General features: G+C 68.3%; 28 protein-coding genes. 18 read left to right on the top strand and 10 right to left on the bottom strand.

Going from position 1 to position 25,756, the window contains the following annotated elements; genetic code table 11:
* Positions 1-103: 103 nt before the first annotated feature.
* Positions 104-1,042 carry a pseudouridine synthase gene (locus IV088_RS04360; RefSeq protein WP_291098202.1) on the bottom strand — a complete coding sequence of 313 codons (939 nt, stop codon included), beginning with the start codon at positions 1,040-1,042 and terminating at the stop codon, positions 104-106.
* Between the two features lie 63 nt (positions 1,043-1,105).
* Here IV088_RS04360 and IV088_RS04355 point away from each other — a divergent pair, with 63 nt between their 5' ends.
* Positions 1,106-1,369, top strand: a complete 264-nt coding sequence (locus tag IV088_RS04355) for a hypothetical protein (RefSeq protein ID WP_291098199.1) — start codon at positions 1,106-1,108, stop codon at positions 1,367-1,369.
* Positions 1,370-1,417: 48 nt separating this feature from the next.
* Here the strand turns inward: IV088_RS04355 and IV088_RS04350 are convergent, their stop codons facing one another.
* Positions 1,418-2,392: a tripartite tricarboxylate transporter substrate binding protein gene (locus IV088_RS04350; RefSeq protein WP_291098196.1), complete on the bottom strand. Its 975-nt coding sequence runs from the start codon at positions 2,390-2,392 to the stop codon at positions 1,418-1,420.
* Between the two features lie 32 nt (positions 2,393-2,424).
* Positions 2,425-3,834: a M20 family metallopeptidase gene (locus IV088_RS04345; protein ID WP_291098193.1), complete on the bottom strand. Its 1,410-nt coding sequence runs from the start codon at positions 3,832-3,834 to the stop codon at positions 2,425-2,427.
* A gap of 93 nt (positions 3,835-3,927) precedes the next feature.
* Between IV088_RS04345 and IV088_RS04340 the strand changes: the two genes are divergently transcribed.
* A complete protein-coding gene (locus tag IV088_RS04340; RefSeq protein WP_291098190.1) occupies positions 3,928-4,896 on the top strand; it encodes a LysR family transcriptional regulator in 969 nt (322 codons plus the stop codon).
* Between the two features lie 132 nt (positions 4,897-5,028).
* Here IV088_RS04340 and IV088_RS04335 read toward each other — a convergent pair whose 3' ends face one another.
* From IV088_RS04335 to trmB, 3 genes are all read right to left on the bottom strand, one after another.
* On the bottom strand, positions 5,029-6,336 hold the full coding sequence (locus IV088_RS04335) for a glycosyltransferase family 2 protein (protein WP_291098188.1): 1,308 nt from the start codon (positions 6,334-6,336) through the stop codon (positions 5,029-5,031).
* Positions 6,333-6,881: a dTDP-4-dehydrorhamnose 3,5-epimerase family protein gene (locus IV088_RS04330; protein ID WP_291098185.1), complete on the bottom strand. Its 549-nt coding sequence runs from the start codon at positions 6,879-6,881 to the stop codon at positions 6,333-6,335. Before IV088_RS04330 ends, IV088_RS04335 begins: the two co-directional genes overlap by 4 nt.
* A gap of 240 nt (positions 6,882-7,121) precedes the next feature.
* Entirely contained in the window at positions 7,122-7,886 is a 765-nt protein-coding gene (trmB, locus tag IV088_RS04325) for a tRNA (guanosine(46)-N7)-methyltransferase TrmB (protein WP_291098183.1), read from the bottom strand.
* A gap of 208 nt (positions 7,887-8,094) precedes the next feature.
* Between trmB and IV088_RS04320 the strand changes: the two genes are divergently transcribed.
* Positions 8,095-9,252: an ABC transporter substrate-binding protein gene (locus tag IV088_RS04320; RefSeq protein ID WP_291098180.1), complete on the top strand. Its 1,158-nt coding sequence runs from the start codon at positions 8,095-8,097 to the stop codon at positions 9,250-9,252.
* A 6-nt stretch (positions 9,253-9,258) separates the two neighbouring features.
* Here IV088_RS04320 and gluQRS read toward each other — a convergent pair whose 3' ends face one another.
* From gluQRS to IV088_RS04305, 3 genes are all read right to left on the bottom strand, one after another.
* Complete coding sequence (gene gluQRS, locus IV088_RS04315; protein ID WP_291098177.1) at positions 9,259-10,161, bottom strand: tRNA glutamyl-Q(34) synthetase GluQRS; 903 nt, start codon at positions 10,159-10,161, stop codon at positions 9,259-9,261.
* A gap of 106 nt (positions 10,162-10,267) precedes the next feature.
* Complete coding sequence (locus IV088_RS04310; protein WP_291098219.1) at positions 10,268-11,293, bottom strand: FAD-dependent oxidoreductase; 1,026 nt, start codon at positions 11,291-11,293, stop codon at positions 10,268-10,270.
* Positions 11,294-11,478: 185 nt separating this feature from the next.
* Positions 11,479-12,426, bottom strand: coding sequence for a LysR family transcriptional regulator (locus tag IV088_RS04305; RefSeq protein ID WP_291098174.1), 948 nt, complete (start codon positions 12,424-12,426; stop codon positions 11,479-11,481).
* Positions 12,427-12,576: 150 nt separating this feature from the next.
* Between IV088_RS04305 and IV088_RS04300 the strand changes: the two genes are divergently transcribed.
* The 4 genes from IV088_RS04300 to IV088_RS04285 all read left to right on the top strand — a co-directional run bounded on the left by IV088_RS04300 (position 12,577) and on the right by IV088_RS04285 (position 15,095).
* Entirely contained in the window at positions 12,577-13,278 is a 702-nt protein-coding gene (locus IV088_RS04300) for a pirin family protein (protein ID WP_291098171.1), read from the top strand.
* A 48-nt stretch (positions 13,279-13,326) separates the two neighbouring features.
* Complete coding sequence (locus tag IV088_RS04295) at positions 13,327-13,734, top strand: DoxX family protein (RefSeq protein ID WP_291098168.1); 408 nt, start codon at positions 13,327-13,329, stop codon at positions 13,732-13,734.
* Between the two features lie 64 nt (positions 13,735-13,798).
* Positions 13,799-14,353 carry a flavodoxin family protein gene (locus tag IV088_RS04290; protein WP_291098165.1) on the top strand — a complete coding sequence of 185 codons (555 nt, stop codon included), beginning with the start codon at positions 13,799-13,801 and terminating at the stop codon, positions 14,351-14,353.
* Between the two features lie 46 nt (positions 14,354-14,399).
* Positions 14,400-15,095 (top strand): DUF599 domain-containing protein, encoded by a 696-nt coding sequence (locus tag IV088_RS04285; protein ID WP_291098162.1) that lies wholly within the window; start codon positions 14,400-14,402, stop codon positions 15,093-15,095.
* 8 nt (positions 15,096-15,103) lie between these two features.
* Here IV088_RS04285 and IV088_RS04280 read toward each other — a convergent pair whose 3' ends face one another.
* Complete coding sequence (locus tag IV088_RS04280; RefSeq protein WP_291098160.1) at positions 15,104-15,835, bottom strand: phosphatase PAP2 family protein; 732 nt, start codon at positions 15,833-15,835, stop codon at positions 15,104-15,106.
* Positions 15,836-16,014: 179 nt separating this feature from the next.
* On the opposite strand from IV088_RS04280, the gene IV088_RS04275 reads away from it, so the two are divergent.
* From IV088_RS04275 to IV088_RS04230, 11 genes are all read left to right on the top strand, one after another.
* The gene (locus IV088_RS04275) at positions 16,015-16,260 is read left to right on the top strand and encodes an acyl carrier protein (protein WP_291098157.1); all 246 of its coding nucleotides are present in this window, start codon (positions 16,015-16,017) and stop codon (positions 16,258-16,260) included.
* Positions 16,257-17,516, top strand: a complete 1,260-nt coding sequence (locus IV088_RS04270; RefSeq protein ID WP_291098155.1) for a beta-ketoacyl synthase — start codon at positions 16,257-16,259, stop codon at positions 17,514-17,516. The genes IV088_RS04275 and IV088_RS04270 overlap by 4 nt, the downstream gene beginning before the upstream one ends.
* A 16-nt stretch (positions 17,517-17,532) precedes the next feature.
* Entirely contained in the window at positions 17,533-17,814 is a 282-nt protein-coding gene (locus tag IV088_RS04265) for a phosphopantetheine-binding protein (protein WP_291098152.1), read from the top strand.
* Positions 17,815-17,956: 142 nt separating this feature from the next.
* On the top strand, positions 17,957-19,306 hold the full coding sequence (locus tag IV088_RS04260; protein ID WP_367171565.1) for an AMP-binding protein: 1,350 nt from the start codon (positions 17,957-17,959) through the stop codon (positions 19,304-19,306).
* Complete coding sequence (locus tag IV088_RS26320; protein WP_367171564.1) at positions 19,293-19,598, top strand: 3-hydroxyacyl-ACP dehydratase FabZ family protein; 306 nt, start codon at positions 19,293-19,295, stop codon at positions 19,596-19,598. Before IV088_RS04260 ends, IV088_RS26320 begins: the two co-directional genes overlap by 14 nt.
* Positions 19,595-20,512, top strand: coding sequence for an acyl-CoA synthetase (locus IV088_RS04255; RefSeq protein ID WP_291098149.1), 918 nt, complete (start codon positions 19,595-19,597; stop codon positions 20,510-20,512). The genes IV088_RS26320 and IV088_RS04255 overlap by 4 nt, the downstream gene beginning before the upstream one ends.
* Positions 20,512-21,078 carry a LolA-related protein gene (locus tag IV088_RS04250; protein ID WP_291098146.1) on the top strand — a complete coding sequence of 189 codons (567 nt, stop codon included), beginning with the start codon at positions 20,512-20,514 and terminating at the stop codon, positions 21,076-21,078. Before IV088_RS04255 ends, IV088_RS04250 begins: the two co-directional genes overlap by 1 nt.
* A 58-nt stretch (positions 21,079-21,136) precedes the next feature.
* Complete coding sequence (locus IV088_RS04245; RefSeq protein ID WP_291098144.1) at positions 21,137-23,479, top strand: MMPL family transporter; 2,343 nt, start codon at positions 21,137-21,139, stop codon at positions 23,477-23,479.
* On the top strand, positions 23,476-24,117 hold the full coding sequence (locus tag IV088_RS04240) for a hypothetical protein (protein WP_291098141.1): 642 nt from the start codon (positions 23,476-23,478) through the stop codon (positions 24,115-24,117). The genes IV088_RS04245 and IV088_RS04240 overlap by 4 nt, the downstream gene beginning before the upstream one ends.
* Complete coding sequence (locus tag IV088_RS04235; protein ID WP_291098139.1) at positions 24,114-24,914, top strand: polysaccharide deacetylase family protein; 801 nt, start codon at positions 24,114-24,116, stop codon at positions 24,912-24,914. The genes IV088_RS04240 and IV088_RS04235 overlap by 4 nt, the downstream gene beginning before the upstream one ends.
* A 37-nt stretch (positions 24,915-24,951) precedes the next feature.
* Entirely contained in the window at positions 24,952-25,740 is a 789-nt protein-coding gene (locus tag IV088_RS04230) for a class I SAM-dependent methyltransferase (protein ID WP_291098136.1), read from the top strand.
* The last annotated feature ends 16 nt before the right edge of the window (positions 25,741-25,756 follow it).

Here is a 25,756-nt window from a genome sequence, read left to right as displayed (position 1 = left end):
CCCCCCCCCCCCCGCGCCGCCTGCGGCGTCACCCCCCGGGGGGGCGTGCCTGGCGGACCGGCGGAGCCGGGTCCGCTGGCACCTGGCATCTGCGTTGGCTCGGCTACGGGCTGGGCCAGCCCAGGCTCAGCCCGCTTTCAAACAGCCGCGCCTCGCCCGTCACCGGGTCGGTGAAGGCGATGCCCTTGGCCAGCAGGCGCAGCGGTTCCGAAAAATCTTCCTCTTCGTCCGGCCCGTGCAGCACGCTCGGGTAGAGCTGGTCGCCCACGATGGGCAGGCCGAGCGCGTTCATGTGCACCCGCAGCTGGTGGCGCTTGCCGGTGACGGGTTCCAGCGCATACCGCGCCCAGCCACCGCGCCGCTCCAGCACGTCGATGCGCGTCTCGCTGTTCGGCTCGCCCGCCACCTCGTTCATGCGGTAGAAATCGCTCGGGTGCTCCACGATGCGGCTGCGTCGCGTGTGCGGCCAGGCCCACGCGTCGGTGGCCGGGGCGATGGCCTCGTAGGTCTTGTGCATGGTGCGCCCGCTGAAGAGCGCGTGGTACGCGCCACGCTCGACCGGGTTCACGGCCAGCAACACCAGCCCGGCGGTTTCGCGGTCGATGCGGTGCAGCGGGGCCAGTTGCGGCAGGCCCAGCTGGCGTTGCAGGCGCACCAGCAGGGTCTGCTGCACGTAGCGACCGCCCGGCGTCACAGGCAGAAAGTGCGGCTTGTCGGCCACCACCAGGTGCTCGTCCTGGTGGATCACCCTGGCTTCAAACGGCACCACCGTTTCGTCCGGCAGCGCGCGGTAGTAATACAGCCGCGTGTCACCCCGGTAGGGTGCGTCAGGCGGCACGGCCTGGCCCGCCTCGTCGAGCACGGCGCCCGTGGCCAGGCGCTCGACCCAGGTGGCGCGGCCCACCGTGGGCAAGCGCTCGTCCAGAAAGTCGATCACGCCGGGCCAGCGCTGGTCACCGGCCTTGAGTCCTGGCAGCGCGACGCAGCTGGGCGACACGCCGTCGCGGGCGGAGATGAGCGGGTTTCGGGGGGATCGGGCCACGGTGGGGGAGTGTGTGGAAGGGGAATCCGGGTATTCTCTGCGCCTTCAACACAGGACCCAGCCGTGATTCACCCTGCCACCGATTCAAACACCTCCACCCCTGCCCGCGCGGGCCGCGTTCGCCTGGGGCTGGCCCTCGGTGTGGCCAGCCTGCTGCTCAGCGGCTGCGCGGTGGTGGCCGTGGTCGATGTGGCCGCGTCGGCGGTCGTGGGCGTGGCGGGCCTGGCGGTGGACGCGGTCGTGGGCACCGCCAAGATCGGCGGCAAGCTCATCGGTGCCGGCGCCGACGCCGCGCTGGATTCGGACGAGGACGAGAAGGAGGATTGAGCCTTCCTTGTCGTCCCTTTCTTTGCGGCGCGCCTGGACGAGGGCGCCTCAGCTCTGCGGGATGTTGGAGCGCGCCACGGCCGCGCGGTAGCGGGTGACCTCGCGGTCCATCAGCTCCCGCAGGGGCGCCGGGGCCATCCAGGTCGCGTCCATGGACTGCTGGGTCAGCCGCTTCTGAAAATCCGCATCCGCCACGATGGTGGCCAGCACCTGCTGCAGGCGCGTGCCAATCGCCTTGTCGATCCCGCTGGGCGCCGCCAGCGCGTACCACGCATCGAACAGCGCGTAGCCCAGACCGAGCTCGCCCAGCGACGGCACCTGGGGCATCAGCGGCGTGCGCTTGTCGCTGATCACCGCGAGCGCACGCAGCTTGCCGTCCTGCAGGTGCGGCTTGGCCGCGGCCAGGGTGTCGATGCCCACCTGCACGTCGCCCCGGATGATGCCGATGGCCGCGTCGGCGCTGCCCTTGTAGGGCACGGGCGTCATCTTCGCGTTGCGGGCGTAGGCCAGCATTTCGCCCACCAGGTGCGGGCCGGTGCCGGGGCCGAAGGTGGCGTAGTTCAGCTCGCCGGGCTTGTCCTTGGCGGTGGCCAGGAGCTGCGGCAGGTTGGCGAACGGGCTGTTGGCGGCCGTGACGATGACCAGCGGCGCGCGCGCCACCATGCCCAGGGGTTGCAGTTGCTTGAACGGGTCGTAACTGAGGCTGCGCCGCACGGCCGGGTTGACGGTGAAGGTCGAGGAGCCCGAGAACAGCAGGGTGTGACCGTCGGCCGCCGCGTTCGCGACCGCGGCCGCGCCGATCGCGGTGCCCGCGCCCGGCCGGTTGTCCACCACCACGCTCTGGCCCAGCGCCGCGCCCAGGCGTTCGGCCAGCAGGCGGGCCACGATGTCGGTGCCGCCGCCGGGCGGGAAGGGCACGATCAGCTTGATCGGGCGGGCCGGCCAGGTCTGGGCCTGCAACGGGGCGCTGGTCAGGCTCAGGGCGGCGGCCAGCAGGGCGGTTCGGCGCGTGACGTGGGACATGGTGAGTTCCTGGTGGGGATTGAAAAACGGGATCAGGCGGTCTGGAACCAGGGGGCCGAGCGTTCGCCCAGGGCCCAGTAGAGGTCGCCCATGAGGTGCAGCCCTTCGCGGGCGACGCTGGCCAGCATGTGTTCGTCGGGCGCGTGCTGGGCGCAGGCGGGGTGCGAGTGCGGCACCCAGAGCGTGGGCAGACCCAAGGTATGGGCAAAAATGTGGTTGGGCAGGGTGCCGGCCAGGTTGGGCAGCACGGCCACCGGCTGACCGGCGCTGCGCGAGAGGATCTGCTGCGCCCAGCCGACCCAGGGGTTGTCCAGCGGCAGGCGGGTGGCGGGGGCGGACGCGTCGATGCGGAGCTCGACCTCGGTGAACCCGGCGGCGTCCAGGTGCCTGCGCAGGATGGCGGCCAGGTCTTCCCAGGGCGTGCCGACCACGAAGCGCAGCTGGCCGGCCAGCGTGGCCGAGGCCGGGATCGCGTTGACCGGCCGCGACGGCGAGCCGGCCCCGAAGGCCAGGATCTCCAGCGTGTTCCAGGCCACCAGCCGTTCGATGTCGCTCAGGCCCGGTTCGCCCCAGCCGGGCGTGGGCACCGGGTCGTCCGGCGCGCCGCCGACCGGCACGCCAGCCAGCGCCTCGCGGATGTCGGCCGGCACGCCCGCCGGGCGCAGCTCGGGCACGTGGATACGGCCTTTCGCATCGGCCAGGCTGGCCCAGGCGTGGGCCAGCACCGTGGCCGGGTTGGACAGCACGCCGCCCCAGTTGCCCGAATGGCTGCCGCGTTCGCGGGCCTGCAGGCTGAGGGTGAAGTTCACGGCGCCGCGAGAACCGAGGAACAGGGTGGGGCGGTCGGCCGCGACGCGCGGGCCGTCGCAGGCCAGGAACAGATCGGCTTTGAGCAACTCGCGCTCGCGGGCGCAGAAATCGGCCAGGCCGGGCGAGCCCGCTTCTTCGCCGGTTTCCATCAGCACCGTCACGTTGTAGCCGAGCCGGCCGCCACGCGCGCGCAGCGTGTGCAGCAGGGCCGAGAGGTTGACCGTGTGCTGGCCCTTGTTGTCGGCCGTGCCGCGGCCGTACCAGCGGCCGTTTTCATCGCTGAGTTGCCAGGGTGAGCGGCCGGCGGACCAGCGGCCTTCCTGCCCGCTGACCACGTCGCCGTGGCCGTAGGTCAGCACCGTGGGCAAGACGGGGTCTTCAACGCGCCGCGCCACCAGCAGCGGGCCGCCGCGCGGGTCGGGGTTGGGGAACTGCGTGCAATCGAAACCGGCGGGGCGCAGGCTGGCGGCGATCTCGGCTTCGAGGTACTCGCCCAGCGCCGGGGGTGGTGCGCTGCCGGTGTCGCTCTCGGTGGCGAGCGCCACGCGGCGGGTCAGTTCGGCCAGGAAACGCCCCGAATCCAGGTGCTGGTCCAAGTCGTGGTGGAGGGTTTCAAGGGTGGCGGTTGTCATGCCAAAAAGTGTATTGATGTGCTTGTCCGTTCACAATCACAGAATTCAGATCGCTCCCTTCACCCAAAAGCAACGCAGTCCGGCAGCGACCCCATGCACAGTCCTTTCCTCTCCACCATGGCCCGGCATTTCCTCGCGGTGGCCGAGGCACGCTCGATCACCGAAGCCGGGGAACACCTGCACGTGGCGCCGTCGGCGGTGAGCCGGCAGGTGGCGTTGATGGAGGCCGCCATGGGCTGTGCGCTGTTCGAGCGGCAGGCGCGCGGCATGGCGCTGACCGAGGCCGGTGAGCGCCTGCTGGCCTGGCTGACCACGGTGCAGCGCGAGGCCGACGAGGTGCAGCGCCAGGTGCAGGGCCTGGGGCCGTCGGCGGTGCAGCGCCTGAACCTGGCCTGCACCGAAGGCTTCACCACCGCTTTCATGCCGGCGCTGATGGGGCGCTTTCGGGCGGCCATGCCGGGCGCCCGCCTGTTCCTGCGCGTTGGCGATGCCGCGCAGGTGGACCAGTGGCTGCAGCGCGGCGAGGCGGATGTGGGCCTGCGCTTTGCCACGCGGCCGGTGGAGGGCCTGCGGGTGGCGGCCAGCGCGCCGTCGCCCATCGTGGCGGTGGTGGCGGCGGGCCACCCGCTGGCCGCGCAGAGCGAGGCGTCGGTGATCGATCTGGTGCGCCACCCGTTGGCGCTGCCCGAGGGCAGCAGCACGGTGCGGCAGGTGCTGGACAACGCCTGCGCCCTGGCCGGCACCCACTACGAGGTGGCCTGCACCGGCAACCTGCCGACGCTGATCGCGCTGGTGCAACAGGGCGGGCTGGTGATGCTGGGCAGCCGCATGAGCGTGATGCACGCGCTGGCCGACGGTTCGCTCAAGGCCGTGGCCTTGGCGGAAGTGCTGTTCGCGCAGCGCCAGGTTCAGGTGCTGGTGCGCGAGGGTCGGGTGCCCAGCGACATCGCCCAGGCCTTTGTGGCGCAGGCGGTGGCCGCCCTGGCGGCCAGTGGGCGCCCTGCGGAGCGTGTCCTCAGACCCGGCGGAACACGAGGTCCCGGACGCCGTGGCCCAGCTTGAGGCCGCGGTCGCGGACAGCGCCAAGGCTGGTGGCAGGGTCATCGAGGCAGGGGCCGACGCTGCGCCGGCACCGGACCACGGCGAAGCGGCCGTCCCCGGCGGGTAAGCGCCCAAGGGATCGGTCGTCTGGCCTCAGGCCGGTGCCACCTCCATCCAGCCGATGGCCAGGCCCAGCCAGCGCCGGTCGTCATTGATGCCGAGGTCCAGCGGGCGGTGTGTCGATGGCACCGTGATGGTCACCAGCAGCTCGGCGCGATCCGCTTCGCTCCAGTGGGTCGGATCCACATGCGCGTGCCATTCGAAGCCGTGGTCACAGGGCTGGATCCAGGCCGAACCGACCGGGTGGTGGTTCACGCTGAGCGACGATGCGTTCAGCAGGCCGTCCTGGATCTCGTTCACGACCCTGATCGTGATGTTCACCGGCCGGTCCAGGCCGACCGGCAGCGCTCGCGAGGCTTGGTGGCACGGACCGATCCAGCGGAACCGGGTGCCGCCGGCATCCGTTTCGAGGCCATGCCACTCGAAGCCAGCGAACTCGTCTTCGCAGTCAAAACGCAGAGCCTTGTCCGGCACGACGGGTGGACCGATGGCCATCGGGCGGTGCGAGCCCTTGAACGCCTGGTTTCGACCGGCACCCACCGTGGCACCGCGCTCGGCGTTCAACGGGGTTTCGATCCGCAGCAGCCGGTCTTCGCTGGCCGCACGCAGCGCGGTCGTCAACTCCCTCATCAGGTAGGCCGGGCTGTTCTCGCGCAGGGCGGCCAGACAGGCGCGCTGTTCGGCCACATCACGGCGCCGGTAGGCGTTGCGGCGCCAGGCGGCATTGAACTTGAAGACCGAGATTTCGCCGGTTGACGCAAACCGTGCCCCGGACTCCTGCAGGCGAAGCAGAAACTCCTGGTCCACGGCGGTGCGCGACACGTCCGGGCCCACCCAGCCTCCCGCGCGATGTGCGGCCTGGCGTGTGTGGATCAGTGACGAGGGCGGGAAGAAGTGCCGGGGGGTGAACCGGTCGTGGGGGAAGAATCCGGTCAGCGCCCGCAGGCCCGAGGTCGGCGGGCCGTAGAGCAGACACCCCGCCGCGAGCACCTCGGCGTGGGTGGCATCAAAGCATTGGCGCGCTGCCTCCAGGTGCCGCGGGGCCCACAGGTCGTCATGGCCCAGGTAGGCCACATGACGACCTCGAGCCAGCGACAGTCCGACGTTGTTGGGGCCCCATTGGCTACCGCAGTTGTGCTCCAGATTGATCCAGCGCACCCGCGGGTCGTTCAACGCGGTCACCACCGCCTCGCTGTCGTCGGTGCACGCGTCGCCGATCACCAGCAACTCGAAATCCGGTTCGGTCTGGTCCAGCACGCTGGACAAAGCCAGCGCCAGTGCGCTGCTCCAGTTGTAGGTCGCGACGATGACGCTGAAGCAGGGTGCGGACCGCGTGTTCACCAGCCCGGGCCTTTGTCAAAGCTGTAGGGGACGCTTTCGGCTGCCACCCTGTACTTGTCCGGGCTCTCGTGGTTGTAGGGTTCGGTGGGCATGTTGATGAAGACGGCATCGATCAACCCGATGTTTTGCACCGCGTGCACCACGTAAGGGGGAATCAGGAGCAGTCCACGGTTCCGCTCTGTCAGGTAGATCTCGTTGATCAGGCCGTGCGTGGGCGAGTCCTCCCGCATGTCCCAGAGCACGTACTTCACAAAGCCCGTCAGCGAAAACATGCGGTCGCACTGGTGCTTGTGGTAGACCCAGCCCTTGATCTTGCCTGGCCGGATCATGGACGCGTAGACGTGGTGCACCGGTGCCGGGTGGAAGCCCCAGGACTGGCTGAGCATTTCCACAATTTCCCCGCGCTCGTCTTCATGGGTGATTGCTTCACGCACCTGGACATCCTGGATCAGACGCTGCTTGCGTTGGCCTGAGCGGGTGACGGTGGAGATGTCTTTGGTGGCAATGTGCGGGTCAACCGCTCTCGATGGCGTGGCGTGGGTCATGATGAAGGGCACTTCTTTCTGGCAGGAACAGCATCGCGGAGGGTGCGATGGGACAGTGTGGCAGGTCAGTGCAGGTGCTGACCACCGAAGTGTGCGAAATGGCACCGCCAGAACCATCTTTCAGCCACACGTTGCCGCACGATCCTCAGCCTCAGGAAGTGACGGTCCGTTGAATGCAGCCCCGCCCGACCAGACCGCTCAGCGGGAAGGCCCGCTCCCAGCGCTGGGCCCAGTTGTGACTCAGACCCGGCGGAACACGAGGTCCCAGACGCCGTGGCCCAGCTTGAGGCCGCGGTTTTCAAACTTGGTGAGCGGACGGTAGTCGGGCTGGGGCGCGTAGCCATCGCCGCCCGCTGTGTTGGCCAGCAGCGGCTCGGCGCTCAGCACCTGCAGCATCTGCTCGGCGTAGGGCTGCCAGTCGGTGGCCAGGTGCATGTAGCCGCCGGGCTTGAGGTGGCGCGCCAGGCGGTTGACGAACGGCGTCTGGATCAAGCGGCGCTTGTGGTGGCGGCTCTTGTGCCAGGGGTCGGGGAAGAAGATGTGCACGCCGTCCAGGCTTTGCTCGGGCAGCATGTGGTCCAGCACCTCGACCGCGTCGTGGCGGAAGATGCGGATGTTTTCGATGCCCTGTTCGCCGCACAGTTTCAGCAACGCGCCCACGCCGGGTTCGTGCACCTCGCAGCAGAGGAAGTTGTCGCCCGGGCGCACCTGGGCGATCTGCGCCGTGGCGCCGCCCATGCCGAAGCCGATTTCCATGATCAGCGGTGCGCTGCGCCCGAAGACGGCCGTGGTGTCCAGCGTCTGGGCGGCGTCGTAGTTCAGCAGGAAGCGGGGGCCGAACTGTTCGTAGGCCCGCTGCTGGCCCGGGCCGGTACGCCCGGCGCGCAGCACGTAGCTCTTGACCACCCGCATGAACGGCTTGCTTTCGCCGTCCTGGTGGCGAACATCGGAAGGGGCTTCCGAGGGCTGGGCGTCGGCTGCATGGGGCGGGCTGTCGGGGTTCATGGCGAGGGGCAAAAAATGGGTGGCAGATTGTAGGCCGGGGCCCCGAACGAGCCGCTGGGCCCTGTACTGAAAAAGGCTCCAAACGATGGATGGTCCTTTGGGCGGGCTGAAATGGTCTTGCAAAAGGGCGGTCGGCCGTTAGGATTTGTGTCCTTCACACCCTCCCGGGCCTCGGCCTTGCAGACGGCGGCCACGTCGTTGGACCTTCATGAAAAACCTTCTTTCCCCGCCCTCGGGACTGTCCCGCCGTGAATTTGCCCGTTGCGCGGCCGGCGTCGCGGCGCTCGCCGTCCCCGTGCTGCACGCGCAATCGTCCAACCGCATCGTGCTGGGCCAGTCGGCTGCGTTCACCGGCGCCGCGGCGCAATTGGGCATCCAGTTCCATGCCGGTGCCAAGCTGTTTTTTGACCAGTACAACGCACAGGGTGGTTCGGGTCGCCAGCGGGTGGAGATCGTGCAGATGGACGACGGCTACGAGCCCGACCGCTGCGCCGAAAACACCCGCAAGCTGCTGGCCGACGACGTGTTCGCGCTGTTCGGCTACATCGGTACGCCCACCAGCGTCGCCGCGTTGCCGCTGGCGACCAAGGCTGACGTGCCGTTCATTGCGCCCTTCACCGGCGCCATGTCGCTGCGTCAGCCGTTCAACCGCATGGCCTTTCACCTGCGCGCCTCGTACAACGACGAAACCGAGCTGATCGTTCGCAACCTGCACAACCTCGGCCTGAACCGGGTCGCGGTGTTCCACCAGAACGACGCCTACGGCAAGGCCGGGCTCGACGGCATGACGCTGGCACTCTCGTCGCGCAACCTGAAGCCGGTGGCCACGGCCACGGTCGAGCGCAACTCGGTGGACGTGGCCGCGGCCGTGGCCACGATCAACGCCGCCAACCCGCAGGCGGTGGTACAGATCAGCGCCTACAAGTCCTGCGCCGCCTACATCCGCGCGGCCCGCAAGGCGGGCTACGGCGGCAGCTTCTACAACGTGTCTTTCGTGGGCACGCAGGCACTGGCCGACGAGCTGGGCAAAGACGGTGCCGGCGTGGTGGTGTCCCAGGTGGTTCCCAATCCCTATGCGGGCTCCAAGCCGATCACGCGCGAGTTCCGTGACGCGATCGCCGAGGGGGGCAACAAGGTGCAGCCCAACTTCTCCAGCATGGAGGGGTATCTCGCTGCCAAGTTGGTGGCCGAAGGCATTCGGCGCGCCGGGTCGCGCGTGACCCGGGACTCGCTGATCAGCGGGCTGGAGTCGCTGGGCGAGCAGTCGCTGGGTGGGTACTCGGTGTCGCTGAGCGGCCGCGATCACGTGGCCTCGTCGTTCGTCGAGCTGTCGATGCTGACGGGCGACGGCAAGATCCGGACCTGAACGCTTTCAAACCGGCGCCAGGTCTCTCCACGGCCAGGCGCTGACCCACTGTGCGAGCGCGTCGGGCAGGGAGCCGGTCGCGGCTGGCAGGCCCAGGTGCTGCGCCGCCTGATTCAAGGCGCACAGCGGGGCGGCGAGGTCCAGCGCCTGCGCGCCGTTTTGTTTGCTCAGCTTTTCGCCGTTGCCACCCATGACCAGCGGTGTGTGCAGATAGCCCGGCACCGGCAGACCCAGCGCCTGCTGCAGCAGCCGCTGGCGTGGCGTGTTGTCGCACAGGTCCTCGCCTCGCACGATCTGGGTGATGCCCTGGTCGGCGTCGTCCACCACCACCGCGAGCTGGTAGGCCCAGAGGCCATCGGCGCGCCGCAGCACGAAGTCGCCGACCTCGGTGGCCACGTCCTGTGCCTGCGGTCCCAGGCGGCGATCGGTCCAGTGCAGCGTGCCGGGCCCGACCTGAAACCGCCAGGCCCGCGCCGCCCGGCCATGCAGTCCGCCGCGCTCGGGTCGGCAGGTGCCCGGGTACACGGCCAGATGGTGGCGCTCACGACCGATCCCTGCCGCGTGAAGCGCGGTGTTGATGTCTTTGCGCGAGCAGGCGCAGGGGTAGGCCGCTCCAGCCGTGATCAGGCGGTCCAGTGCGGCCTGGTACAGGGGGCCTCGGCGCGACTGCCAGACCACGGGCCCGTCGCTGACCAGGCCACAGGTGGCGAGCTGCCGAAGGATGAATCCGTCCGCGCCCGGCTGGCATCGCGGTGTGTCCACGTCTTCGATGCGCACGATCCAGGTGCCGCCGTGGGCGCGAGCGTCCAGCCAACTGGCCAGCGCCGCCACGAGAGAGCCCGCGTGCAGCGGCCCGGTGGGGGATGGCGCGAAACGACCGCGGTAGGTGGGGTCTGGGGCGGTTGACAAAGGCAAGTCTCCGGAGCGCGTGACGTGCCAGCAGACACCGCGGAACCGGCTTCGCCGGGCCGCTGGTGTGTCCCCTGGGGGGACGACGCGTAGCGGCGCCGGGAGTTCAGATCACTGCGAGCGCCAGCTCCAGCCCGGAGACGAAGGCGTCTTCGACCCGGTGGCCCAGGCACCAGTCGCCGCACAGGCCGATGCCCAGCTCCTTGTCGAAGATGTACGACTGACCCAGCGGCTGCTGGGTCTGTGCAAAGCGCCAGCGGTGCACCACGGCATGGCTGGGCGTGGCGCGGATGCCGGTGATTTCGGCAAAGCCCTTGAGCAGCTTGGCCTTGACGCGGTCGGCGTCGTCTTCCAGATGCTTGGTCGACCAGGCGGGGCTGGCCTGGATGGTCCAGCGCTCGATCGGTTCACGGCCCGGCTTGCTGTTTTCGCGGGCCAGCCAGCTGATGCGGTGGTGCGTGCTGCGCGCAGCGTTCCACTGCGGCCCCAGGTGGGGAAGACCGGGCTGCATGGCGTTGGGGTACGCGACCATCAAGGTCCAGCAGGGTGCGACCTGCACCGAGGCCAGCTGATGGCGCAGGTGGGGGGCGTGGCCCGACGCCAGCAGCAGGTCGTGCGCCTGCAGGTGCGGCAGCGCCAGCAGCACGCGGTCGAAACCGCCGATCACGTGTTGCCCGCCTTCCGCGTCTTCTGCGCGCAGTTGCCATTGTTCGGCGTGCAGCACATCGCGTTCGATGTGGGTGACGCGCGTTTCGGTGAAGGTGCGCGCCTTCAGGTTGCCGAAGAGTTCGGGGTGGGCCAGGGGCTGGGCCCAGTGGTTGACCAGCCCGCTCATGCCGGGAACGGCCACGAAATGGGGTTCGGTCGGCGGCGGCGCGCTGGCCAGCACGTGACCCAGTTCGTCGAGCACGCGCACGGTGCTCACGCTCCAGGGTCGCACCATGGTCTGCGCGGTGAGCAGGGTCCGGGCGAAGCGCTTGTCGCGCACGGTGAAGTACTGCGCGCCGTGGTCAAAGCCGCCGAATTCGGTGCGGCGCGTGGACATGCGCCCCCCAAAGCCGCGGCTCTTCTCGAACAGGGTGACGCGGTGCCCGGCCTGCACCAGGGTGCGCGCACAGGCCACACCGGCCATGCCCGCACCGACCACCGCAAAGTGCAAGGTGCCCGGGCGGTCGGCGGCCTCGACCTTGCGCGCACGCGTGGCGGAAACAGGAGGGCGGGGGCGTGGTGTCTTGTTGTTTTTCATGGCGCTGTGCGGTGGTTGGATGGGATGGTTGCACTGTAGCAGTCCTCGTGCGCCGGACGCCCTGATTCGCGTCAGCCGAGGTGATGGTTTTCCAGCAGGGCGCTGCGTGTGGTGGGGTGTTGCAGGCGGTCGAGCCACCAGCGCAGTGCCCGTCCCGTGTCGGTCGCGTTGCGTGAACGCCGCCAGGCGTAGGCCACCCGGATGACGTGGCTGGGGCGCTGTGTGGTCATGACCACCAGGTGGCCCGCGGTGATGTAGGGCTGGGCCATGGGCAGCGGCAGGAAACCGCAGCCCAGGCCGCGCAACTGCGCTTCGAGCTTGTGCTGCATCGTGGGCACGGTCAGCACATCCTGGCCCGGCAGGATGTTGAACGACTGGCCGTTGCCGCGCTGGGTGCTGTCGGCCACCGCGACCGCGCGGTGGTGCCGCAGCTCGTCGTCGCACAGGTGGTGCTGCACCGGCGCGAGTGCGTGGTGGGGGGCCACGGCAAACACGAAGCGCATCTGGCCCAGGGGCGCGGTCTGGATGTCGGGCAGCGACACCTCGGCCGATACCCCCAGCGCCAGATCGGCCAGGCCGTTCTGCAGAGCTTCGAGCGTGCCTGAAAGCGTCTCGGCGCGGAGTTTGAGGCGCGTGGGCGCGCCGGTCGCGTAGAAGGCCTCGCACAGCTCGAAGAGCGTGCCGCGTGCCACGATGGCATCGGCGGCGATCGTGAGCTGAGGTTCCCAGCCGGTGGCGACCCGTTTGACGCGCTGGGCCACGGCGTCCAGCTCGCCCAGCAGGTACTGCCCGGCGCGCAGCAGTTCGGCGCCGGCCGGTGTGAGTTGGGCACGCCGCGCGCTGCGGTCAAACAGCAGCACATCCAGTGCGTCTTCGATCTGTCGCACCCGGTAGGTCAGGGCGCTGGGCACCATGCCCAGTTCGCGCGCCGCGGCCGCCATGCTGCCCAGCCTCGCCACGGCCTCCAGCAAGCCCAGGTTTTCCGGCGACAGCGCGGAGCGGGGGGTGTGGGTGGCCATGGTGCTACTGTCTCAGGAGTGGAGGTTGATCGGCATTTTCATTCAAATGAATTGAATGATGCCATCAAATCCCTGCCGCCTGCAACGGGTCTCCCTTGCCCACAATCACCTTCATGCAGCCACCGAGGCTGGGCCTTCAGGAGATTCACCATGATGCAGATCAGACGCTCACAGGAACGCGGTTACGCCGACCACGGCTGGCTCAAGAGTCACCACTCGTTTTCGTTTGCGGGCTACCACGACCCGGCCTGGATGGGCTGGGGCAACCTCCGCGTGATCAACGAAGACCGCATCGCGCCGGGCATGGGTTTTGGCACGCACGGTCACCGCGACATGGAAATCATCAGCTACGTGTTGCAAGGCAATCTGGCGCACAAGGACAGCATGGGCAATGTCAAGGGCATCCCGCCAGGTGATGTGCAGCGCATGAGCGCAGGCAAGGGCGTGATGCACAGCGAGTTCAACCACGCGCCCGACCAGACCACGCACTTCCTGCAGATCTGGATCGAACCCAACGTGAGGGGCATCGAGCCTGGCTACGAGCAGAAGACCTTTGCCGACGTGGACAAGCGTGGCCTGCTCAGGCTGGTGGCCTCGCCCGATGGTGCGCAGGGTTCGGTGGGCATCCACGCCGACGCTGCGTTGTACGCCGGGCTGCTGAATGCGGAAGAAAGCGCCGAACTGGCCCTGGACCCAGGCCGCAAGGCCTATGTGCATGTGGTGCGCGGTGCGTTGGACGTGAACGGCCAGCACCTGAACACCGGCGACGCCGCGCTGTTGCAAGGCGAAACGCTGCTCCAGCTGGCCCACGGCGAAGATGCCGAGGTGCTGGTGTTTGACCTCGTGGCCTGACTCCCCGACCTTTTTCTTTCCTTTTTTTCAACTCCCAAGGAGATTTCCATGAATGCCCTGCAAAACCCCCTCGCCCTGGTGTCCCGCCTGCTGCTCGCGGCCCTGTTCCTGCCCGCCGGCATCGGCAAGATCACCGGTTTCGAAGGCACCGTGGGCTACATCGCCTCGGTGGGCCTGCCGCTGGCGACGCTTGGTGCGGTCGCAGCCATCGTGGTGGAAGTGCTCGGTGGCCTGGCGCTGCTGGTGGGCTTCGGCACGCGCTGGGTGGCCCTGGTGCTGGCCCTGTTCACGCTGATCGCCTCGTTCTTTTTCCACAATTACTGGTCGGTGCCCGCTGAACAGCAGTTCATGCAACAGTTGCTGTTCATGAAGAACGTGGGCGTGACCGGTGGCCTGCTCGCACTGGCGGCCTTCGGTGCCGGCGCCTTCAGCCTGGATGCCCGCCGCACGAACTGAACCCGAACCGCTTTCCCCGTCGTTCCAACCCCGCGCCCTGGCGCTCTCTTTCTGGAGTTATCAAATGGCAAATGTTGTGGTGGTCTATCACTCAGGTTACGGTCACACCCAGCGCATGGCGCAATCGGTGGCCGAAGGCGCTGGCGCGGAGCTGATCGCGATCGACGCCGAAGGCAATCTGCCTGAAGGCGGCTGGGACACGCTGAACGCGGCCGACGCGATCATCATGGGCTCACCGACCTACATGGGCTCGGTGAGCTGGCAGTTCAAGAAATTCGCCGACGCGTCGAGCAAGCCCTGGTTCACCCAGGTCTGGAAGGACAAGGTCTTCGCCGGCTTCACCAACAGCGCCACCATGAACGGCGACAAGCTGTCCACGCTGCACTACCTGTTCACCCTGGCCATGCAGCACAGCGGCATCTGGGTCGGCACGGGCATGTTGCCGAGCAACAGCAAGGCCGCGCAGCGCAACGACCTGAACTACGTGGGTTCCTTCAGCGGCGCCATGGCGCAGAGCCCGTCCGACGCGGGCGCCAACGAAATGCTCCCGGGCGACCTGGAAACCGCGCGCCAGTTTGGCGCCCGCGTGTCCGCCGTGACCGCCAAGTTCAAAGGCTGATGGGGTTTGAGCGCGGTGCATGTCCCGGATGGGTAACATCAGGGACATGAAAATTTTCTCGCTCCTTCCCTGGGCAGACTGGCTGGCGCTGGTCTGCTTTTTTGCTTTGTGGGTGGGCTACGCCTGGTTTGCGCGCGTGTGGGGGCAGCGGCGTTCGTCGCTGCTGGTCACCACCAACCGCTACCGGGGGTACTGGATGCGCCAGGCGGCCATGCGCGACCCGCGGATGCTCGATGGCCTGATCACGCAGACGCTGTCGAACACGCCGGCCTTCTTTTCGTCCACGTCGATCCTGGTGATCGGCGGACTGTTTGCGCTGCTGGGCACCACCGACAAGGCCACCGAACTCATGAGCGAAATCCCCTTCGCCCAGACGACCTCGCTGGTGGTGTTCGAGTTCAAGATCCTGGTGCTGGTCGCGATCTTCGTCTACGCCTTTTTCCGTTTTTCATGGTGCATGCGGCAATACACCTTCGTGGCCCTGGTGATCGGTGCGATGCCGCCGCCCTCGGAGTTCAAGTCGGGCAAATTCGACGCGCTGAAGTACGCCGACCGGGCCGCGGCCATGGTGGGTGCCGCGGCAGAGACCTTCAACGACGGCCTGCGGGCTTATTACTTCTCGTTTGCCGCGCTGGCCTGGTTTGTGTCGCCACTGATCATGGTGATCGGCACGCTCACGGTGGTGGCCATTCTGTACAGCCGCGAGTTCCACTCCGACGTGTTGCGGGTGCTGCGAGACTGAGTGCTGGCTCAGGCCGTGTTTTTCACGTGGGCCAGCGATGCCGCCGCGAAGGCCAGGCCCACCGCGATGCCCGCGAACACGTCCAGCGCGACGTGCTGCAAGGTCGCCATCGTGGACCAGATGATCGCGACGCATTGCACGGCAGAGATCCATTGCAGCACCACCGGGGTTCGCAACTGCCGGAGGATGCGTTGCAGCCAGCAGAAACTGAACACCGCCGAACCCACATGCAGCGACGGGCATGCGTTGCCCGGCGCGTCCATGTCTTTGACAAAGGACACGCCTGGATACCGGCTCCAGTCCATGTCGAACACCGGTGTCTGGGTCGGAAACCACCAGAACAGGGCCAGGCAGAAGACGCACATGGCACCGACCCACACGCCGAACCACACCAGGGCGCGCAAATTGCCCATCACCGCTGGCGGAAGAAAGACGTAGAGCCAGAGCGTCAGGTACACCGGGAACGCGGCTGGCGTGAAATCGATCCAGCGGTCGAGCCAGATTTCGGGCATGACCACGGCATCGCTGCGCGGGTTTTTCAGGATCCAGAAGTAGCTCCAGAAAAACAGAAACATGAAGGTGGTGGTGCCCACGCCCTTGAGCGGCCAATAGAGGCCAAACCGGCGGCCCAGCCGGCCTGGCCATCCCGACGTGTCGGAGACGCCCTTCGCCGTGTCGCTGGGCAGTGCTTCAAAAGGGGCGGGGTGGACGCGCGCGGGGGCGCGCTGTGGGTGGGTCATGGTGGCGATGGGGGAACAGCTTCGCGCATTGTGCCGGCTGTACAATCAAAAGCTGAGAATTCTGTGCTGATCGGCGGTGTGCGCCGGGCTTCTGGCGCTGTGCTGGCCCCCGCACCCGCACAGCCTGTGTGACCGGGAGGCGGGGTCGAAGCAAGACAGCCAATCATGAAATGTATGCCATGCAATCGACCGAACTGATTCGCCAATTTCTCCATGAGCGCGTGGGAACCCAGCCCGACCAGGTGGTCGATGCGGCGCTGCTCGCCGATCTGGGCGTGGACTCGCTGATGCTGGCCGAGCTGATGTTCGAGGCCGAAGATCGCCTGGGCATTTCCATCGACTCCAACGTGACCGTTCCGAAAACCGTCGGCGACATGGTCCGGTTGATCGACAACCTGCGCGCAGCCAAAGCCGCGCAATCATGAGTTGCCGCCGTGTGGCCATCACGGGACTGGGATTGGTCAGCCCGTACGGAGGCGGCGTGGACGCCTTCTTCGAACACCTGCTCGCCGGTCGTTCGGCGGTGCGCTACCTGCTGACCGACGACAAGCCTCGGCCCTTGTCCATGCCGTTCGTGAGTTGCCATCAGTTCGACCCTGTTGTCGCGTTGGGCAAACCGCTGGCGGCGATGATGGAGCGCTTTGCCCACCTCGGCGTGTCGGCTGCTTTTGACGCCTGGCAAGACGCCGGGCTGGAGCGGCAGCCCGCGAACCTCGATGATCGCAACGACTGGGCCTGCATCTGGGGCACGGCCTTGGGCGGCATCCTGGCTTTTGAAAAAGGCTACCGCGAGATGTGGCAGAACGGGCGCGAACGCGTCTCGCCGCTGTCGGTGGTCATGGGCATGAACAACGCGGTCAATGCCCACCTGTCCATCCAGCTCGGCCTGGGCGGGATCAGCATGAGCCACACGGTGGCCTGTGCCTCGTCCACGGTGGCGATCGGTGAGGCCTTTCGCCGCGTGCGCTCGGGCGAGGCCACGGTGGCCATCACGGGTGGATCCGATGCCACCCAGGCTTACGCCGTGGGCAAGGCCTGGGAGGCCATGCGGCTCGTGGCGCCAGGCAATGCCGACACGGCCCCGGTGGCCTGCCGGCCTTTTGCCGCCGATCGGGCTGGCCTGGTGCTGGGCGAGGGCGGGGCTGCCATGGTGCTCGAAGACTGGGACCACGCGGTGGCCCGGGGCGCCCGCATTCATGCTGAAATCGTGGGTTACGGCACGAGTTGTGACCGCAGCCACCTGGTTCGCCCAGAGGCCGAGGGGCAGGCCCGCGCGCTGCGGGCGGCGCTGGCAGACGGTGGGCTGGCGCCCGGCGAGGTCGGTTACGTCAATGCCCACGGCACCGCCACCGTGGAGGGAGACCCTATCGAGGTCAGTGCGCTCAGGGCGGTGTTTGGCGACCATGCGCCCTCGCTGGCGGTGAGCGCCACCAAGTCCATGCACGGTCACCTGATGGGCGCGGCGGGTGCCATCGAGGCGCTGGCCACGGTGCTGGCACTGCGAGAGCAGGCCATTCCCCCGACGGCCCACCTTCAGGGCCGGCTCGATCCCGCCTGTGAAGGGGTCGATCACGTCCTGGAAGGACGCCAAGGCGTTCCGCTGGGCGTCGCCTTGTCCAACTCTTTTGCCTTTGGGGGCAGCAACGCCGTGCTGGCGTTCCGCGCTGCGCCCTCATCCTGATACCGAGAACCACGACATGTCCCAAGTACCCGAGATTCCTTTCGATGACCTCATGGCCGAGGTGGCTGCGCTGATCGTGGAAGCCCTCAATCTGGAGGTGCAGCCCCAGGATGTGAAGCCCGACGATGCGCTCTACGGCGAAGGCCTGGGGCTGGATTCCATCGACATGCTGGAGATTTCATTGGTGATCTCCAAACACTATGGTTTCCAGTTGCGCTCGGACAACGAGAACAACGACAAGATCTACGCGTCGTTGCGCGCGCTCTCGACCCACGTCGCCAGCCAACGCACCAAATGACGCTGGGTGTTGGGCGCATGAGCGCAGCGCCGGGCCGCTCCCAAGCCAGCTCGCACCGCAGCTTGCAGAGCGAAGGTTGTCCAATGGCCGCAGCGCCGGGCCGCTCCCAAGCCAGCTCGCACCACGGGGCGGAGGGGCTCACATGAGCCGCTTGCCGCTGATCAGCGGCCGCGGGCTGGACGACGTGCTGGCCTGGCGCCCCGCCGGCCCGGTGACGGTGCGCGAGTTCCTTGCCGACGCCCAGGCGGTCGCGGCGTTGCTGCCTGCTGGCGAGGGCGTGATCAATCTGTGCGAGGACCGTTACCACTTCGCGGTGCTGTTTGCCGCCTGCTTGCTGTCCGGCAAGACCAGTCTGCAGCCGGCCTCCCACTCGGCCGAGACCTTGCAACGGCTCGCGCTCGACCGACCTGGCGCTTTCGGTGTTGTGGACGGTGCCTTTGAATCGGCTGGACTGACGTGCATCGATTTCCCGGACCTGGCCACGTTGCCCCGCCCGCAGGTGCTCGACATGCCCACCGTGGACGCCGATCGCGTGGTCGCGATCCTGTTCACCTCGGGTTCCACGGGCTTGCCGCAGCCGCACGCCAAAACCTGGGGCCGGCTGGTGCAAAACGGCCGGGCCGAGGCCGTGGGCCTGGGTTTGCTGGATCGGCCACCCGTGCTCGTGGGCACGGTGCCCGCGCAACACAGCTACGGGTTTGAGTCCACCTTCCTGATGGCGTTGCACGGCGGCTGCAGCTTCTGGAGCGGCAAGCCGTTTTATCCGCAGGACGTGGTGGACGCGCTGAACGCCGTGCCGCGCCCCCGCATGCTGGTGACCACGCCCTACCACCTCTCGGCCCTGCTGGCGTCCGATCTGGCGTGGCCGGCCCTGGACACCTGCCTGTCGGCCACGGCGCCGCTGGGCGCCGAGCTGGCCGCGCGTGCCGAAGCCCGGGGCGGGGCGCCGGTGCATGAAATCTACGGGTCCACCGAGTCGGGTCAGCTCGCGTGCCGTCGCACCACCGATGGCCCTTTGTGGCAGCTGCTGCCCGGTGTGGTGCTGGAGCAGGAGAACGACACCACCTATGCCCGCGAGGGCCATGTGGAAGGCCGGGTGCCGCTGTCGGACATCATCGAGCTGAAAGACGCGGGGCGCTTCCTGTTGCACGGCCGGCATGCCGACCTGGTCAACATCGCCGGCAAACGCAGTTCGCTGGCTTACCTGAACCATCAGCTGTGCGCCATCGAGGGAGTGGAAGACGGTGCGTTTTTCCTGCCCGATGACACTGCGGAAGACACAGGTGGCATCACCCGCCTGACCGCGTTCGTGGTCGCACCCGGCCTGTCGGTGGATGTGCTGCAACGCGCACTGCGCCAACGCATCGACCGCGTGTTCCAGCCGCGTCCCCTGGTGCTGGTCGATGCGCTGCCGCGCAACAGCACGGGCAAGCTGCTGCGCACCACACTGCAGGCGCTGTACCAGGAGCGGGTGGCGCATGGCCGTGTTTGAGCGGGCCTGGCGGGTGCCGCCCGACCATCCGGCCTTTGCCGGCCATTTCCCGGGGCACCCGATCGTGCCCGGCGTGGTTTTGCTCGACCACGCCGTCGTGCTGGCCGGCCAGCACCTGGGGCTCCAGGGCGGCGCCTGGCAGGTGACCCAGGCCAAGTTCCTCAGCCCCTGCGGGCCTGGCGACGAGCTGGTGTTCGCGCTGCAGGACGGTGCGCGCGGTGGTGTGTCGTTTGTGGTGCGTTGTGGCGATCGCGATGTCGCGTCGGGCAGCCTGCAGCCCTCGACGCCATGACGGACACCACCAGCCAGACCGGTGCGCAACCTGAGTGGATGCGGCGCCAGGAGCGCAGCAACCTCGCGATCCTGCGCCTGATGGTCTGGATCTCGCTGTCGTTCGGCCGCCGTGCGGGGCGGATTGTGTTGCATGGCATCGCCACCTATTTCGTGCTGTTTGCCCCGGCCGCGCGCCGCGCGAGCCGTGCCTACCTGCACAGGGTGCTGGGGCGCTGGGCGGGGTGGCGCGACGGCTACCGCCACGTGTTCAGTTTTGCCAGCACCATCCACGACCGCATTTACCTGCTCAATGACCGCTTCGACGTGTTTGACATCGAGGTGATGGGCGACAAGGCCCTGCTGGAGCAGCTTCAGAAGCAGCCAGGCGCGTTGCTCATGGGCGCCCACCTCGGCAGCTTCGAGGTGCTGCGCGCCATGGGGCGCGGCAAGAAGGGCCTGCGTGTGGCCATGCTGATGTACGAGCAGAACGCGCGCAAGCTCAATGCCACACTCGCCGCCATCAATCCCAAGGCGATGCAAGATATCATCGCCCTCGGCCACCTGGAGTCGATGCTGGAGGTCCGCGACAAGCTCGATGAAGGGTTTCTGGTGGGCATGCTGGCCGACCGCTCGCTGGGCGATGACGCCACGGTCAAGGTCGAATTTCTGGGTGAACAGGCTGCCTTCCCGCTCGGTCCCTGGCGCATGGCGGCGATGCTCAAGCGCCCGGTGTTCCTGATGGCGGGTCTGTACCTGGGGGGCAACCGATACCAGCTGCATTTCGAGCCGCTGGCCGATTTTTCCCAGATCGAGCGCGGCGGGCGCGACGCGGCGATCAAGGGCGCTGTGCAGGCCTATGCCGACAGCCTGGCCCGCCTGTGCAGGCTGGCGCCTTACAACTGGTTCAACTTCTTCGACTTCTGGAAAAAATGATGCGACGCTTTGGTATGGCCCTGCTGTGGCTGGGACTGGCAACCGCCGCTCATGCGGCGTACGACATCGATCAGCTGATGACCGATCTGGCGGGGCAAAAGGGCGGGCGCGCCCGCTTTGTCGAAAAACGCCATGTGGCCCTGCTCGACAAGCCGGTGCAGGCCAGCGGCGAGATGGTGTACAGCCCGCCTGACAGGCTGGAAAAACGCACCCTGCTGCCCAAGGCGGAAACCATGGTGCTGGACAAGGACACGCTCAGCATGGAGCGCGGTCAGCGCAAGCTCACCATCAACCTGCAGAGCCGCCCGGAGGCGCTGGCCTTCGTCGACAGCATCCGCAGCACGCTCGCTGGCAACCGCAAGTCGCTGGAGCAGAACTACGCGCTCAGGCTGCAGGGCGAGAGCGCCCAGTGGGTGCTGACCCTGGTGCCGAGTGAGCCCGCCATCGCGGCGCTGCTCCAGCGCATCACCGTGACCGGCAGCAAGAGCCAGGTGCGCCACATCGAGTATCTGCAGGTGGACGGCGACCGTTCGGAGATCAGCATCGAACCGATTGAAGCTCAATGAGCCCCGCACGGCCGCCCGAAGGGGCTCGCACCGCAGTCCGTTGGACGGAGTTTTTCCAATGAGGTCGCGCGCGGTCAAGGTGTTTCTGGTCTGGCTGGCGCTGATGCTGGCCGGCGTGGCCGTGGTGTGGAACAGCCGCTTTTCTGCGGACATGTCGTTTTTTCTGCCGTCCAAGCCCACGGTGGAGCAACAGGCGCTGGTGGGCCAACTGAAGGACGGCACGGTCTCGCGCCTGCTGATGCTGTCGATCGACGGCGGCGATGCGGCCCAGCGCGCGGCGGTTTCGCGGGAATTGCGCAAGCGCCTGGCCAGCGACCCGGCCTTTGTGTCGGTGCAGAACGGCGAGGCGGGCGGGCTGGAGAGCGAGCGCGATGTGTTGCTGCGCCACCGCTACCAGCTCAGCCCGGTGGTCTCGCCCGAGCGCTTCACCGAAGAAGGCCTGAGGTCGGCGGTGACCGACACGATCGACCTGCTGTCATCGCCGGCCGGCGTGTTGCTCAAGCCGTTTCTGGCCAACGACCCCACGGGCGAGGTGCTGGCCGTGCTGGGGCAGCTGAACCCGGCGACACAGCCGCAGACCCGCGCGGGCGTGTGGGCCTCCCGCAATGGCGATCGCGCCATGCTGCTGCTGCAGACGCGTGCGCTCGGCTCCGACACGGACGGGCAGGCTGCCGCGATCAACATCGTGCGCCAGACCTTCGCCCAGTCGCTGCAGACCACCGGCCATTCGGCGCTGACGCTCAACCTGTCCGGACCCGGTCAGTTCGCGGTGCAGTCCCGCGAAACCATCAAGGAAGAGGTGGCCCGGCTGTCGCTCATCAGCTCGGTGGCCATCTGGCTCGTGCTGTTCTGGGTCTACCGGTCGTTTCGCCTGCTCGCCCTGGGCCTGATCCCGGTGCTCAGTGGCACGCTCGCCGGCATCGTGATGGTCAGCCTGGTGCACGGCACGGTGTTCGGCATCACGGTCGGCTTCGGGTCGGCCCTGATCGGCGAGGCGGTGGACTACGCCATCTATTACTTCGTGCAGGCCGGTCATCAGGGCATCGACCAATGGCGTCGGGTGTTCTGGCCGACCATCCGGCTGGGGGTCATGACCACGGCCATCGGTTTCGGTGCCTTGTTGTTCTCGGGTTTTCCGGGCCTGTCGCAGCTGGGCCTGTACGCCTTGTCGGGCGTGATCACCGCGGCCCTGGTGACCCGTTTCGTGCTGCCCGCGCTGACCGGTGCGGGCGTCAACGTGCCGCAGTCGGGCCCCTGGGTGAGGAAGGGGCTCTCGCTGCTGAACCAGGCCCACCGCCTGCGCTGGATGGCGGCGGTGCTGACCGTGGTGGTGGGGGCCTACCTGTGGCAGGTGCGCGATGGTTTGTGGGACGGAAACCTCTCGGCGCTGTCCACGGTGAGTGAGGCCGAAGCGAACGCCGACTCGCGCATGCGGACCGACCTGGCCGCGCCCGACGCGCGTTACCTCGTGACCGTGACGGCGCCCGACCAGGAGGGCGCTTTGCAGGCCGCCGAGCGCGCGGGTGAGCGGCTGGACAGGCTGGTGGCGTCGGGCGTGATCGGCGGTTACGACAGCCCCGCTCGTTTCCTGCCCAGCGAGCAACTGCAGCGCCAGCGCCTGTCCAGCCTGCCCGAGCCGGCCGAGCTGCAGGCCCGGCTCGACCGGGCGCTGGTCGATTCGCCCTTGTCGGCCCGCAAACTCGGCCCGTTCCTGACCGACGTGACGGCGGCCCGCAGCCAGGGCGTCATGCACCGCGCCGATCTGGACGGCAGCGCCCTCGCGCTGGGGGTGGACTCGATGCTGACCCGCACCCAGGACGGTGGGTGGACCGCGATGATGCCGCTGCGCCCCACGGCGGACGCGCTCGAATCCAGCCTGCCGGCCGACCAGCTTCGCGCCGCGCTGGCCGGCAGCGGGGCCGTGTTCGTCGATCTCAAGACCGAATTCGAATCGCTCTACAGCGGCTACGTGAGCGAGGCGGTGCAGCTGTCGATGGCGGGCGTGGCGGCGATCGCGCTGCTGCTGGCGTTCACGATGCGCTCGGCCGCTCGCTTGTCCCGCGTGCTGTTCACCCTGGCCCTGACCGTGGCCTGCGTGATTGCGCTCCTGCACCTGTCGGGCGCACGCCTGCACCTGCTGCACCTGGTGGGCATGTTGCTGATCGTGGCCGTGGGTTCCAACTACGCGCTGTTCTTCGACCGCGCTGCGGCGGGCGAACCGCTGGACGAGGCCACGCTGATGTCCATGGCCGTGGCCGTGCTCACCACCGTGATCGGGTTCGGCACGCTCGCCAGCTCCAGCGTGCCGGTGTTGCAGGCCGTGGGCATCACGGTCGGGCCGGGCGCCTTGCTGGCGCTGCTGTTGTCGGCCGTGCTGGTGTACCCCAAAGGCGGGAAGTGAACCCCACGGAGCGCCATGAATGCGGCGCCGACAGCGTGATGATCATGCTGCCCGGCGCCCTCATGACGCCCCAGCACATGGTGGCGGCCGGGTTGTTCGCCGAAGTGAAACACCGCGCACTCGCGCTGGACCTTCTTGCGCCCGACCTGCACGCCGAAGGCGCCGACAACCAGCGGGCGCTGCGAACCCTCGAAGCCGACTGGCTCGCCCCCGCGCGCGCGCGCTACCGGCGGGTGTGGCTGGGCGGCATCTCGCGCGGCGGCCAGCTGGCCTTGTCGTGCCTGGCAGGGCGGCAGGGCGAGATGCACGGCCTGTGCCTGCTGGCGCCCTACGCGGGCGGGCGCATCACCACCAACGCCATCCGGCGCGCGGGCGGGCTGAACGCCTGGCAGGCGGGCGCCGACCAGCAGACCGACCCCGACGTGCGCCTCTGGCAGTGGCTCAAAGAACCGCTGCCTCCGGTGCCGCTCTTCATGGGTTACGGCGCGCAAGACCGTTTCGCCGATGGCATGCAGATGCTGGCCGAGCAACTGCCCGCCACCACCCACCTCACCGTGCCGGGCGAACACGACTGGGCGGCCTGGTTGCCGCTCTGGCGGCGTTTCCTCGACCTGGGCCATTTTCCCGCCCTGCCATGAGCCGACCCTGGACCGTCTCTCCCGCGCTCAAGGCCTCGGCGGCCTTGCACGTTGGCGCCGCGCTCGGCACCGTGGCCGCGCCAGCGATCTGGCCCTGGGCGCTGGGGGCGGTGGCGCTGAACCACGCGGTGATCACGGGCGCAGGTCTGTTGCCCCGCACGAACCTGCTCGGCCCCAACCTCACCCGCCTGCCGGCGCGCTCCCAGGCGCGGCGCGAACTGGCGCTGACCATCGACGACGGCCCCGACCCCGAGATCACGCCGCGCGTGCTTGACCTGCTGGACGCAGCAGGTGCCCGGGCCAGTTTTTTCTGCATCGGCTGGCGCGCGCGCCAGAGTCCCGCGTTGTGCCGCGAGATCGTGGCGCGCGGTCACCGGGTCGAGAACCACGGCGACTCCCACTCCAACGCGTTTTCCCTCTTTGGACCCCGGCGCATGCGTGCCGACGTCGCGGCCGCCCAGGCCACGCTCTCTGACATCACCGGCCAGTCGCCGCTGTTTTTCAGGCCCACCGCCGGTCTGCGCAACCCGTTCCTGGAGCCGGTGCTCGCCAGCCTCGACCTGCAGCTGGCCGCCTGGACCCGCCGGCCCTACGACACGCGCGACGGCCGTCCGCAGCAGGTGCTGCAGCGCCTGACCCGCGGACTGGGGCCGGGCGACATCCTGCTCATGCACGACGGCCACGCGGCCCTCACGCCCGAAGGGCAACCCGTCATCCTGGCCACCCTGCCGCTGCTGCTTCACCGGTTGAAGGCCGAGTCCCTGCAGGCCGTGACGCTTCAGCAGGCGTTGGCATGACAGCGCGCACCGCGGCCCGCAGGGCGAAGGCATTGCCATGAGCACGGCGCCGGGCGGCTCCCCATCTGGCGCGCGCCGCAGCGCTCAGGGCCGCGGTGCGCCCGCGCCCCGGGCGTTTCTGAACACCCTGCGAGCCGACGCGAGCCGCCGTTTCTGGGCCGGTGGCCGCTTCGCTTTTTTCCACGCGTGGGGCAAGCTGGGTGGCGACCCGATCTTCCGCGAGGTGCTGCGACGCGGCCTGTTGCCGTCGGGTGCCCGGCTGCTCGACCTCGGCTGCGGGCAGGGCTGCCTGTTCGCCTGGCTGCTCGCGGCGCAGCGGCTGTCCGAGCGGGGACAGTGGCCCGCCGACTGGGCGGCTGCGCCCCGTTTCCAGAGCCTGCGCGGTGTCGAACTGCTGGCGCGCGACGTGGAGCGTGCGACCGCGACCTTCGCGGGCCAACACCCGCTGGTGCAGGTGGAGCAGGGCGACATGACCCGGGTTGAACTGGGTCAGGTGGACGCCGTCACCATCCTCGATGCCCTGCACTACGTGGACCACGCCTCGCAAGAGCGCCTGCTGCGGCGCATCCGCGCTGCGCTGCCGCCCGGTGGCCTGTTCCTGACCCGGGTCGGCGATGCCAGCGCGGGGTGGTCGTTCCGGATGTCGAACTGGGTGGACCGCGCCGTGACCCTGGCGCGCAGCCACCAGCGGCCCCGACTGTTTTGCCGCAGCCTGGGCGAGTGGCAGGCGCTGCTGACCGGGCTGGGTTTCGAGGTCGAAACCGAACCGATGAGCGAGGGCAAGACCTTCGCCAATGTGATGCTGGTGTGCCGCGTGCCCGCCTGAGCGCGTCCGCTTGAAC

The organism is Hydrogenophaga sp. (genome assembly GCF_018780075.1).
In the GTDB taxonomy this organism is placed as follows: Bacteria; Pseudomonadota; Gammaproteobacteria; order Burkholderiales; family Burkholderiaceae_C; genus Hydrogenophaga.
The sequence above is the reverse complement of the archived record's forward strand: the minus strand, read 5'-3'. Positions and strand labels throughout refer to the sequence as shown.